Here is a 12,857-nt window from a genome sequence, read left to right as displayed (position 1 = left end):
ATGGAAACAACCAATAAATTAAAAAAAGAACGCAGCCATTCGCTGAAAGAAAAGGCACTGGAAATCTTTAGCAAATACAGTATGATCATTATCTTAGCAGTGCTGCTGGTGGCCTTTCAGCTCATGACCGACGGGATTTTCTGGCGGCCGCTGAATATCACCAACCTCGTGTTGCAAAACAGTCATATTCTCGTTTTGGCAGCTGGTATGCTCTTGGTCGTCTTGTTAGGACACGTTGATTTATCCGTAGGGTCCGTGATGGCGTTTGTCGGTGCGATTGCAGGCGTCTTAATGGTCAATAACGGCATCAGTCCTTGGCTGGCAGTGCCTCTTTGCTTACTGATGGGCGCAGTGATCGGTGCCTGGCAAGGGTTCTGGGTCGCGTATGTCGGTATCCCAGCATTTATCGTGACCTTGTCTGGTTTACTGATGTTTCGAGGACTGACCCAAGTCGTCTTAGGGGGTCAATCATTGGCGCCGTTTCCCAAGGCATTCCAACAAATTTCTACTGGGTATTTGCCAGATATTGCAGGCGGTCAGATCCATTTACTTTCCATGATTTTAGGTGTAGTGATCACGGGCATCCTGATTTTAGGCCAATGGCGGACCCGTGAGCGTCGCAAAAAAAATCTTTTTGAAGTGGAATCAATGGCAGCCTTTGCCTTTAAAGCCGTCTTTACTGCGGTCGTATTTCTCGGCGCTACCTATATCTTTGCCTCTTATCAAGGGTATCCGATCATTTTGATCGTCTTAGGGGTGATCGTGGCTGCTTATGGCTTTTTGACTAACAAAACCGTTGCTGGTCGTCAAATCTATGCAACCGGCGGCAACAAAAAAGCAGCCGAACTTTCTGGGATCAAGACGAAGAAAATCACCTTCTGGGTCTTCGTGAACATGGGGATGATGGCAGCTTTGGCGGGCTTGGTTTTAGCCGCTCGGTTGAACGCAGCCACCCCGCAAGCAGGAACGTCAATGGAATTAGATGCAATGGCCGCAGTGTATTTCGGCGGTGCTTCCACCTCAGGCGGTATTGGTACTGTGATGGGTGCGATCGTTGGTGGGCTCGTGATGGGTGTCTTAAACAATGGGATGTCGATCTTAGGAGTCGGTGTCGATTGGCAGCAAGCCATCAAAGGGTTGATTTTGCTGCTGGCCGTCGTGTTGGATATCTACAATAAGAAAAAGAAAATATCGTAGGAGGGCCTGTTTATGGAGGAACAAGCACAAAAGACGATTTTATTGATTTGTACCGCCGGTATCACTACGGGTCTCTTAGTGAAAAATATGCAGCGAGCTGCAGATGAAAAAGGATTAGCCGTGCATATCTATTCGGCACCAGCCATCATTGCTGAACAGATCCTGCAGCAGCAGACTGTCGATGCCTTGCTGATCGGTCCGCAGTCGAAGTACGAAGTCAATCGATTGAAAGACTTTCTCATGGTCAAAGCGGTGCCTTATAAATTGATCAAAGAAACAGATTACGAGTTGTTAGATGGCGAAGCTGTCCTTGCAGACAGCCTGACCCTCTTGCAAAACGATCGCTAACCAGCAGCTTGGCAAAAAGCTAGGTGGTCAGCAGTTGAATAGGCTCCCCAGAGTAGTGCTTGTCATCCCCCACAAGCACTACTCTTTTTGTGGTGCTTTTCTGCCTACACTAGCCAAGAAAGCCCCTCTTAAGCAGCAATGCGTGGCAAGCCCGTTGGTTCGTTTTCTCGTGTTTAGGACATCGCATCATAGACAAACAAAAGAGAAGTTGAGGGGGAAGAGGACGAAGCTGACACCACCCGTATGCTGTTTAAAGGCAAGTGATGGGCGAGTGTTTCACGTACTTAAAGCATTGAGGCTGTGGGCGGTAGGAGGGGGGGAATGAGCTGCTTACACCGCTTCTGGTTTCTCGTTCGCAACTAAGCGTTTCGTAGGAAACACAACGAAACCCAAAAACAGACAGTCTGCTGACTGTCTGTTTTTAGGGGATACAAATAAGGAATAAAAGTGGATATTAGTTAAATGCGACTGCCTAGGGGGCAAATCCGAGAACAGTGCATGGTAACTACAAATTAAGGAAGTGTGATGACATTTTCTGAATCTTTGTCGAAGAAGTGTGCTTTGTTGATGTTGAAAGCCAAATCAACCGTTTCACCTGGACGGTGGAAGTCACGAGCATCAACTTTCGAGATAAATTCAGTCGCACCTACGCGTGTATAAAGCATCGTTTCTGCACCTAATAATTCAGATACGACTACTTCGGCACGTACAGTTGCTTCAGGAGAAGCTTCCAATGCGATTTGTTCACTGTGAATATCTTCTGGACGAATACCAAAGACTAATTGTTTGCCTTCGTACCCTTTTTCCACAAGAATCTTGTTCTTGCCTTCAGGAATACGTAAGTTCAAGCTTTGTCCATCAGAGATCATACCGTTTTTCAACGTAACATTGAAGAAGTTCATTGCTGGTGAACCGATAAAGCCGGCAACGAAAATGTTTTTCGGTGTGTTGTAGACTTCTTTTGGTGAACCGATTTGTTGAATGAAGCCATCTTTCATGATAACGATCCGGTCAGCCATGGTCATCGCTTCTGTTTGGTCATGGGTTACATAGATCGTCGTTGTTTCTAAACGTTGGTGTAATTTTGCGATTTCCGCACGCATGGCAACCCGCAATTTCGCATCTAAGTTTGACAACGGCTCATCCATCAAGAAGACTTTAGCATCACGGACGATGGCACGGCCTAGGGCAACCCGTTGACGCTGACCACCTGAAAGGGCAGCAGGTTTACGATCTAAGTATTCTGTCAATCCTAAGATCTCAGCGGCATTTTCTACCCGTTTTTTAATTTCTTCTTTGTCGTATTTACGCAATTTCAAACCAAATGCCATGTTGTTGAAAACAGTCATATGGGGATACAATGCGTAGTTCTGGAAAACCATCGCGATGTCGCGGTCTTTTGGTGCCACATCGTTCATTACTTTTCCACCGATGCTCAATTCGCCTTCAGAAATATCTTCTAAACCAGCGATCATTCGAAGCGTTGTTGATTTTCCGCAACCAGAAGGTCCAACGAAAACGATGAATTCGCGATCTGCGATATCTAAATTAAAATCAGTTACCGAATACGCATCATTATTATCATATTTTTTGTGGATATTTTTTAAGGCCATTTCTACCATTGGGATTACCTCTTTCCATTTAGTTTACATGAACATCATAAATGAAAACGCTTCGAAGGTGCAACGGAAACATGCACAAGAAAAAAACGTTTTCTTGTGCATGTTGTTTAATTGCTCTGATGGGTGAACTGATCGATCAATAAATAGCAAAGCAGCAGATCATCCATATTTTTTAAATTTAAGCGCGTCAGTGTTTGAAACTTATCGATCTTATATAGGAGAGAATTCCGATGCATGAACAGTTCTTTGGCTGTGGAGCTTGCATTGCCTTGATTGCGCCACAGGGATTGAATGATCGTTTCGGTCTCTTCTTCAAACCAATCTAGATACAAGGTACGAAACAAGGAAATATACTCGGAAAAGCCGTTGCGAAAAAGAGAGAAGACCACTTTGGGCAGATCCATACTTTTACTGGTGGTTTTCGTTTTTAACTCATTTTTGAACAGGCTAGACTCACTTGCCCATAAGGCAGTGAAATCGTGGCGTGGATGATGGAAGGGACCGACGAACAGCTGGGAATAGCAGTCGAAATCCATATCCAAAGCGACGAATAAGCCGTCGAGATCTTCGATGGGCAAATTGGCACCATCTTGTTTTTCTACGATCACTGCATGGTCTTCGGTGAGGAAAAAAAGATCCACCACGCTAGGGAGCATTTGCTGAATCTCTGCGAGCCATTCGGATTGCAAAGAGTCGATGGTTCGGGTGAAATGAACTTGCAGCAAGCGAATCCACTCTGGCTCTTGAACGGGCTGATGTTCAAATAAAATCGGATACCATGAATGGTTTCGGTTATCGATTTCTGGTTGCAAAGAGCCGTTTCCCAGTTGGATCAGCAATTTTTCACTGTCACTTAATTGGTCAGTTGGCAGCCAAATATATTTTTTGCCGAAGGCGATGGATTCGATATCCTTCGTTGTGGCAACTTTGTCATGCAACGTTGCCTGGGGGAAACGTGCTTTGATGTCATTAAAAGAAAAAATGAGAAAGACCTCCTTTGAGATACTCTACGTATTCTTCAATTAGTATAGCATGTTCTAAAATAACCGTTCAAAATTTTCCCAGGAAAAAAGCACAGCCCTTCACCGAAAGCTCTGCCTTCTCATGGCAGGAGGGCGGCTTTTTTCTCCGAAGCGATTGCTTCTATAATCCTAACAGTTGTTTTTTCTTGAATGCAAATTCTTCTTCAGTCAAAATTCCTTCGTCGACCAACACTTTTAGTTCGCGTAGTTCAGCAATGAGCGCTTCCGTCGGCTTCGCAGCTGGTGGTGGCGATGGGTTCGTTAACGGGACCGACCGCTCCCGAGGGAAGTTGGTGAGGTAGCGCTGTATGATCCGAGCAATCACCAGGTCTTTTTCGGCAAAGCAAAGGGAGTGATTCGGTTCCATTCGTCTGAATGAATGGGTTTCTCTGATCGCTCCGCCGCCAATATACAATTCTAAAAAGCCATTGCCTTTCCAAAGACCTGATTCAGCAACTTCTTTCAAATTGACACTGGTAATTTGGGGAATCTGCAGAACCTGTTTCGCTTTCTTCTTGTAATCGATGATTGTAAGGGTATCTTCTGAAATGACCCAAGCATCACGATAATGATAGGAAAGTAATTTGATTTTTCCAGCCTCTTCATCCACGTAACTTTTGGCTGATTGCCCACCAAGTGCTGCCAAATGATCCGTTAAAAATTCATAGGCTTTTTGGGCATCGATTCGATTGGTGAAATAGAGTAATTGAGAATTACCTGGTACCTGCAGTCGGAGGTAGTCCACTAAGAGACCTTTGCCTATATGTAATTCCACATCGGCAATTTTTGCCATGGGGATCTTTTCATCTGGGATTTTTGGATGGGTGTTGTTTATCCAGACGCCTTTTTTCGTAATGAGCCAACGACAGCTGGCATCATGTCTGCGATTTTCTCGATATTTTTTTGAATACAAAATAATGGGTTCCTCGTAGGTTTCATAAGGTGTTCTCGTCAAAATACTTACCTCCTTTAACGTAATAAGCAACATTTTATTCAATTATACAACAAATAGTGTTTTAATTCGTTTTATTCTGATGAAAATAAGGGGAATTTATCATTTACCTTCTTTTCGTTAGGTTTTTTTAGAAAAAAAGCCATAGCAGCAATTGACACGGAAGCGGTTTCTTGGTATCTTAGATGTACGGACAACTTTTGGAAGATGGGATTAAAATGGCGAATAAGTACGAACAACTTGCGGATATCTTAAGAGAAAAGATCCGCTTAGGCACCTATCAAGAAGGCGATGCGATCCCTTCAGAAGCAACCTTACAGGAAGAATTTCATTATAGCCGCCACACGGTGCGCCAAGCGATCGCTGTTTTGGTCAATGAAGGCTATTTAAGAAAAGAACGGGGCTCAGGCACCTACGTTTCAAAACCTGAGACTGTCAATCATAAAAACCGCAAAACGATTGGGATCATCATGACCTATTTGTCTGATTATATTTTCCCTTCGATCATGCGCGGCGTGGAACAGACATTGCGGGAGCAAGGCTATTCACTGCTTCTAGGATCAACCAACAATGACCATGAGCAAGAAAGAGCGTGCTTGCAGCAAATGATGGATCAAGGGGTAGACGGGTTGATCGTTGAGCCAACGAAGAGCAGCCAGTACAACCCGAATCTTGCTTATTATGTCGCCCTCCAAGAAGCCGGGATTCCTCTCGTCATGATCAATGCCTATTACGAAGAACTAGACTTGCCGCATATTTGTGTCAACGATACACGTTCTGGGTTTTTAGCAACCAATTATCTATTAGAACAACAGCATCAGCAGTTGATGATGATCACGAAAATCGATGACTTACAAGGGAAATATCGGATGAAAGGGTTTGTCAAAGCCTTGACCCAAGCCAAGCGGACGTTTGCAGCAGAAGACGTCTTGACGTATACGACGGAGACGAAAGAAGCCGTTATTGAACAAGCGATCCAGCGCTTGACGGCTGCCGATAATCAAGTCACAGGCATCGTTTGTTACAACGATGAGATCGCGCATCGCTTGATTAAAGCATTGACGGCTGCTGGGAAGAACGTTCCTGCTGATTTTTCGATCGTGGGTAACGATGACTCGCCCCTTAGCACCTTGTCCACACCGACGATCACCACACTGACTCACCCGAAAGAAGCGATGGGGGAATTGGCGGCACAATGGATCACTACAGGTAAGGCAACAGAAGCACAACGCTTTTATTTTGAACCGGAGCTGATCGTTCGCGGTTCAGTCAATAACCAAAAAGGAGAGTAAGAAGATGACGCAACAAGTAAGGCAAGCAATTATTGACGGACGCACGTCTCTTGGGATCGAGCTAGGCTCGACACGGATCAAAGCTGTCTTGATCGATGAGCAGTTTCAGACGATCGCTTCAGGCAGCTTTGAATGGGAAAATCAATTGGAGCAAGGGATTTGGACCTACTCACTAGAGGCGATTTGGCAAGGACTGCAAGCCAGCTACCAAGAGTTGGCGCACAACATCCAGCAGCAATTCGAGGTACCTTTGACGACGATCGGCAGTATCGGTTTTTCTGCAATGATGCACGGCTATATGGCCTTTGATCAGCAAGGCACGCTGTTGGTACCTTTTCGGACATGGCGCAATGCGATCACGGAAGAAGCAGAAAAAGCCTTGACGGCATTGTTCCAATACAACATCCCGCAGCGTTGGAGTATCGCGCATTTGTATCAAGCGATTTTGAATCAAGAAGCCCACGTCCCAGAGGTTGCTTTTTTCACTACCTTAGCCGGCTATGTCCATTGGCAGCTGACAGGGGAAAAAGTTATCGGAATTGGCGATGCATCAGGGATGTTCCCAATCGACAGTACGACAAAAAACTATGATGCGAATATGCTGCATCAATTTGATGCACAAATCAGCAGTCAGGGGTATCCTTGGCAGATCAAAGACCTTTTGCCGCAAGTGTTGACAGCAGGCGAACCAGCCGGCACATTGACGGCAGAAGGGGCAAAAAAACTCGACCCAACTGGTACTTTGCAAGCTGGCATCCCGTTATGTCCGCCAGAAGGCGATGCGGGCACTGGCATGGTTGCCACGAATAGTGTGGCACAGCGAAGCGGGAATGTTTCAGCCGGGACGTCTGCTTTTGCCATGATCGTCTTAGAAGAACCCTTAACTAAAGTGTATCCAGAGATCGATTTGGTCACGACGCCTTCTGGTGATTTGGTGGGGATGGTCCATACGAATAACTGTACCTCGGAGATCAATGCCTGGGTCAAACTTTTCCGCGAATTTGCCGACGCAGCTGGAATGAAACTTTCCACGGAAGAATTGTTTGCGACCTTATTCAACGAAGCATTGAAAGGGGATTCAGACTGTGGCGGGATGCTTTCTTATGGTTATTACTCTGGTGAAAATATCACTAAGATCCCTGAAGGACGGCCGCTTTTCGTCCGATCGCCAGAGAGTTCTTTTACTTTAGCAAATTTCATGCGCTTACATCTGTTTAGTGCCTTTGGTGCGATGAAGATCGGGATGAAGATTCTGGAAGCCGAAGACGTCGCTATTGATCGAATCGTTGGTCACGGTGGGATCTTCAAAACGCCAGAAGTTGCCCAACGTGTCTTGGCAGCTGTCATGGAAGCCCCGGTCACGGTCATGGAAACGGCTGGTGAAGGTGGCGCCTGGGGGATCGCCCTTTTAGCAGCATACCTTCGCCGTCACACGCCAGAACAATCCTTGGCAGCATTCTTAGCAGATCAAGTGTTTAAAAATGACCACGGCGTGACGTTAGCCCCAACGGAAGCCGACATTCAGGGGTTCACCGTCTTTACCCAACGTTACCAAGCAGGGTTGCCGATCGAGCAAGCGGCAATCGATGCGTTGATTTAAAAAGAAAGAAGGGAATTTTGTGTTAGAAGGATTAAAAGAAGAAGTCTTTCAGGCCAATTTGGCATTGCCGAAGCAAGGATTGATCAAATACACCTGGGGCAATGTGTCAGCAGTGGATCGCCAACAGCAATTGTTTGTCATCAAACCTAGCGGTGTTGACTATGAAACCATGCAAGCCAGTGATATGGTGGTTTGTGATTTTGAGGGCAACGTAGTGGAAGGAGCGAAAAATCCTTCCTCCGATACGCCAACGCATGCCGTTTTATACAAAGCATTTCCAGAAATTGGTGGAATCGTCCATACCCATTCTACATGGGCGACGAGCTGGGCTCAGGCAGGACTCGATCTGCCAGCGATGGGCACGACCCATGCCGATACGTTTTATGGGGCTGTCCCATGTGCCCGCTTTTTGACGCAAACCGAGATCGATGAAGGTTATGAAGCACAAACAGGACAGGTGATCGTCGAAACCTTTAAGGAACGCGGCATCACGCCAGAAGAAATTCCTGGTGTCTTGCTTCACGGTCATGGACCGTTTACCTGGGGCAAAACGGCGGATGCGGCGGTGATGAACGCAGTGGTCTTAGAAGAAGTTGCTAAGATGAATTTTATCACGCGTCAGCTGAACAGTTACGCACCCGAATTGCCGCAGCGGGTCTTAGACAAACATTATTTGCGCAAACATGGAGAAAATGCCTATTACGGGCAAAAATAACGAAAAAGGAGCAAGTAGAATGTTAGAAATCGGGAAAAAAGAATTTTGGTTCGTCGTAGGATCACAGCACTTATACGGAGAAGAAGCATTACAAGAAGTACGGGACCATGCAGAAGAAATGGTCAAAAGCTTAAATGACAGCTCAAAGCTGCCTTATCCAGTCGTTTTACAAGAACTCGCTGTTACTGCCGATACGATTACGAAAATCATGAAAGAAGTCAACTATCGGGATGAAGTCGCTGGGGTGATCACCTGGATGCATACCTTCTCACCAGCAAAAATGTGGATTCGCGGCACGAAATTATTACAAAAACCATTGCTGCACCTTGCCACTCAATACAATGAACAAATTCCATGGGAAACCATCGATATGGACTTTATGAACTTGAACCAAGCGGCTCATGGTGACCGAGAATATGGATTTATCAATGCCCGTTTGAAAAAGCAAAACAAAATCGTTGTCGGCTATTGGAAAAATGAAGCCATCCAAAAAGAAATCGCTGCTTGGATGGACGTGGCAGTCGGCTACAATGAAAGCTTCCAAATCAAAGTCGCTCGTTTTGGCGACAACATGCGTAACGTTGGGGTGACCGAAGGCGATAAAGTCGAAGCACAGATCCAATTTGGCTGGACCGTTGATTATTTTGGGATCGGCGATTTGGTACAAGTCGTCGATGCGGTGACTGACGAAGAAGTCGATGCACTCTTTGAAGAATACAGCCAGCTGTATGATTTCGATTATGGCGATTACGACAAAGAAGAATGGGCACGTCATGTCAAAGCCCAAGCCAAACAAGAAATCGGTCTGCGCCGCTTCCTTGAAGCAGGCGGCTATACGGCATTTACCACGAACTTTGAAGACCTATATGGTATGCAGCAGTTGCCTGGTTTAGCTGTACAACGTTTGATGGCAGAAGGCTATGGGTTTGCTGGTGAAGGGGACTGGAAAACCGCCGCTATTGACCGCTTGATGAAAATCATGGCCCACAATAAAGCGACTGGCTTTATGGAAGACTATACCTATGAGTTGACACCAGGAAAAGAAGCCATCTTGCAATCCCACATGATGGAAGTCGATCCAGTATTAGCAGCCAACAAACCAAAAATCGTGGTTTCGCCATTGTCGATGGGGGATCGTGAAGACCCAGCCCGACTCGTCTTTGACGGCCAAGGCGGCGAAGGTGTCGTGGTTTCGATGGCCGACTTTGGCACCCACTACAAATTATTGATCAATGAAGTCGATGCCTTTGAGCCAACTGAAGAAGCACCAAAACTACCGGTTGCACGAGTAATGTGGACACCAAAACCAAACTTCCACGATGGCGTCAAACAGTGGATCGAAACAGGCGGTGGCCATCACACCGTTGTCTCACTTGTCCTAAATTCTGATCAGATCGAAACATGGGCGAAGCTTGTGGGATTAGAATACGTAACGATCAAATAAGTACCCAATCACAAAAGAAACCGTTGGCGATGGTCGGCGGTTTCTTTGCGTTTTTCTTAAGCTTTCTTGCCTTCTAGCTGCAAAGTGCGGATAAGCAGACCCCTGAAAGCACCAGCAATCAGCAAAATTGACTTTTAAATATAGGGGGCATAGACTTTTATGTAAGAGTGGAACAATGGACTAAAAGGAGGAGCACAATGAAGACAACCTACGATACACCAGAGTATTATCAGAAAATGAACGCTTGGTGGCGAGCAGCCAACTACCTTTCCGTTGGTCAGATTTATTTGAAAGACAATCCCTTATTGCGCCGCCCCATCGAAGAAAAAGATTTGAAAGTGAATCCGATTGGTCACTGGGGAACGATCGCAGGGCAAAATTTTATTTACACCCATCTCAATCGCGTCATCAATAAGTACGACTTAAACATGTTTTATATCGAAGGACCAGGCCATGGCGGACAAGTCATGGTTGCGAATGCTTATTTAGACGGCAGCTACAGCGAGATCTATCCAAAAGCCACCCAAGACGAAGCAGGGATGAAACATCTATTCAAAACCTTCTCTTTCCCAGGTGGGATCGCTTCTCATGCGGCACCTGAAACGCCAGGTTCGATCCATGAAGGCGGCGAGCTAGGCTATTCCATCGCCCACGCTACCGGAGCTATTTTAGACAATCCCGATGTCATTGCAGCAGTAGTGGTCGGTGATGGCGAAGCCGAAACTGGACCATTAGCGGGCAGCTGGTTTTCAAATACCTTTATCAATCCAGTCAATGATGGCGCAATTTTGCCTATCTTGCATTTGAATGGCGCCAAGATTGCCAATCCAACGATTTTGGCTCGTAAAAGTGACCAAGATCTCACGAAATATTTTGAAGGCATGGGTTGGACCCCTTATTTCGTAGAAGGGGACGATCCAGAAGCCGTTCATCCGCAATTGGCACAGAAAATGGATCAAGCCATCGAACAGATCCACGCGATCCAAGCAGAAGCCCGCAAAGGTTCTGCGGAAGAAGCCGCTATGCCTCATTGGCCAGTTTTGATCGTTCGCACACCGAAAGGGTGGACTGGACCGAAAGTCTGGGATGGTGAGCCGATTGAAGGGGGCTTCCGTGCCCACCAAGTACCGATCCCTGTCAATGCGAAACATATGGAACACGTGGATGCTTTGACGGATTGGCTGCAGTCATATCGTCCAGAAGAGCTTTTTGACGAAAACGGCCGCATCAAAGCTGAGATTCAAGAGTTGGCACCAAAAGGAGAGCAGCGGATGGCGGTCAACCCAATCACCAATGGGGGGATCGATCCGCAACCGCTGCGCTTACCAGATTGGCAAGCACATGCCATTGCGATCGAGACACCAGGGGAAACGACTGCCCAAGATATGATGGTCTTTGGGAAATTTGCCCGTGACATCATCAAAGAAAATCCCGACAACTTCCGCATCTTTGGTCCAGATGAAGCCAAATCCAATCGGTTAAACCATGTGTTTGAAGTCACGGATCGCCAATGGTTGGAGCCAAAACATCCTGATTACGATGAATGGCTGTCTTCAGTGGGGCGTGTGATTGATTCACAATTATCAGAGCATCAAGCAGAAGGCTTCTTGGAAGGCTATGTGCTGACGGGTCGTCATGGCTTCTTTGCCAGCTACGAGTCATTCTTAAGAGTCGTTGATTCTATGATCACGCAACACTTCAAATGGTTACGAAAAGCCCATGATCTTGACTGGCGCAACCCGTACCCCTCATTGAATTTGATTGCTTCATCAACGGTCTTCCAACAAGACCATAATGGGTACACCCACCAAGATCCAGGGATCATGACCCATATTGCAGAGAAAAAAGCCGACTTTGTGCGGGTCTACTTACCAGCCGACGCCAATAGCTTGATGGCTGTCATGGCAGAAACGCTCGCTTCTGAAGAAAAGATCAATCTAGTGGTCTCTTCAAAACACCCACGTCCGCAGTTTTATTCGGCGGATGAAGCGAAAGTGCTTGTCAAAGATGGCTTGAAAGTCATCGACTGGGCATCGACAGATGAAGGACAAGAACCCGATATTGTGATCGCAGCTGCTGGGACGGAACCGAATTTGGAAGCTTTAGCTGCTGTTTCGTTGCTGATTGAAGCCTTCCCAGAGTTGAAAGTCCGCTTCATCAATGTGGTCGATCTATTGAAATTGCGTCGTCCAGAAGTCGATCCTCGTGGGTTGAGCGATGAAGCATTCGAAGCCTACTTTACGAAAGACAAACCGATCGTGTTTGCTTTCCACGGGTATGAAGGACTGATTCGCGACATCTTCTTTGGCCGTCGCAACCAACAGCTTCATATTCATGGGTACCGAGAAAATGGCGACATCACGACACCGTTTGATATGCGGATCCTTTCTGAATTGGATCGCTTCCACTTAGCCAAAGACGCCGCCGAATGGGTCTATGGAGAAAAAGCAACGGACTTTGCCCAAAAAATGGCAGACACCGTTGCGTATCACCATGACTTTATTCGAGAAAACGGCTATGATATCGCCGAAGTCGAAGAGTGGGAATGGAAACCATTGCGTTGATTTATTCTCCACAACGCCAACGTAAGACAGTTTAAGAACAAAAAAAGCACAAAAGAAACAAAACGATCCGCAACAGGGTCGGGACACCTTACCAAGGCAAC

10 protein-coding genes are annotated in these 12,857 nt (G+C 46.3%); 7 read left to right on the top strand and 3 right to left on the bottom strand.

All coding sequences use genetic code 11. From position 1 onward, the window contains the following. Positions 1–1,197 (top strand): multiple monosaccharide ABC transporter permease, encoded by a 1,197-nt coding sequence (mmsB, locus tag P0G38_RS15155; RefSeq protein ID WP_005227258.1) that lies wholly within the window; start codon positions 1–3, stop codon positions 1,195–1,197. A gap of 12 nt (positions 1,198–1,209) precedes the next feature. Next, positions 1,210–1,545, top strand: coding sequence for a PTS sugar transporter subunit IIB (locus P0G38_RS15150; RefSeq protein ID WP_010748708.1), 336 nt, complete (start codon positions 1,210–1,212; stop codon positions 1,543–1,545). Between the two features lie 512 nt (positions 1,546–2,057). On the opposite strand, the gene P0G38_RS15145 is transcribed toward P0G38_RS15150, so the two are convergent. The 3 genes from P0G38_RS15145 to P0G38_RS15135 form a co-directional block, all read right to left on the bottom strand. After that, entirely contained in the window at positions 2,058–3,167 is a 1,110-nt protein-coding gene (locus tag P0G38_RS15145) for an ABC transporter ATP-binding protein (RefSeq protein WP_005227260.1), read from the bottom strand. A 107-nt stretch (positions 3,168–3,274) separates the two neighbouring features. Further along, entirely contained in the window at positions 3,275–4,105 is an 831-nt protein-coding gene (locus tag P0G38_RS15140; protein ID WP_275852780.1) for a helix-turn-helix domain-containing protein, read from the bottom strand. Positions 4,106–4,310: 205 nt separating this feature from the next. Next, positions 4,311–5,177, bottom strand: coding sequence for an SHOCT domain-containing protein (locus P0G38_RS15135; RefSeq protein ID WP_275852777.1), 867 nt, complete (start codon positions 5,175–5,177; stop codon positions 4,311–4,313). Between the two features lie 149 nt (positions 5,178–5,326). Here P0G38_RS15135 and P0G38_RS15130 point away from each other — a divergent pair, with 149 nt between their 5' ends. From P0G38_RS15130 to P0G38_RS15110, 5 genes are all read left to right on the top strand, one after another. Next, positions 5,327–6,433, top strand: coding sequence for a GntR family transcriptional regulator (locus P0G38_RS15130; protein WP_420842465.1), 1,107 nt, complete (start codon positions 5,327–5,329; stop codon positions 6,431–6,433). Between the two features lie 4 nt (positions 6,434–6,437). Continuing rightward, entirely contained in the window at positions 6,438–8,033 is a 1,596-nt protein-coding gene (locus P0G38_RS15125) for a xylulokinase (protein ID WP_275852771.1), read from the top strand. Between the two features lie 19 nt (positions 8,034–8,052). Then, a complete protein-coding gene (locus tag P0G38_RS15120; protein WP_010748713.1) occupies positions 8,053–8,748 on the top strand; it encodes an L-ribulose-5-phosphate 4-epimerase in 696 nt (231 codons plus the stop codon). Between the two features lie 19 nt (positions 8,749–8,767). After that, complete coding sequence (araA, locus tag P0G38_RS15115; protein WP_005227266.1) at positions 8,768–10,192, top strand: L-arabinose isomerase; 1,425 nt, start codon at positions 8,768–8,770, stop codon at positions 10,190–10,192. Positions 10,193–10,389: 197 nt separating this feature from the next. Continuing rightward, positions 10,390–12,756, top strand: coding sequence for a phosphoketolase family protein (locus tag P0G38_RS15110; protein ID WP_005227267.1), 2,367 nt, complete (start codon positions 10,390–10,392; stop codon positions 12,754–12,756). Positions 12,757–12,857: the final 101 nt, after the last annotated feature.

The organism is Enterococcus casseliflavus, assembly GCF_029215545.1.
Lineage (GTDB): Bacteria > Bacillota > Bacilli > Lactobacillales > Enterococcaceae > Enterococcus_D > Enterococcus_D casseliflavus.
The sequence above is the reverse complement of the archived record's forward strand: the minus strand, read 5'-3'. Positions and strand labels throughout refer to the sequence as shown.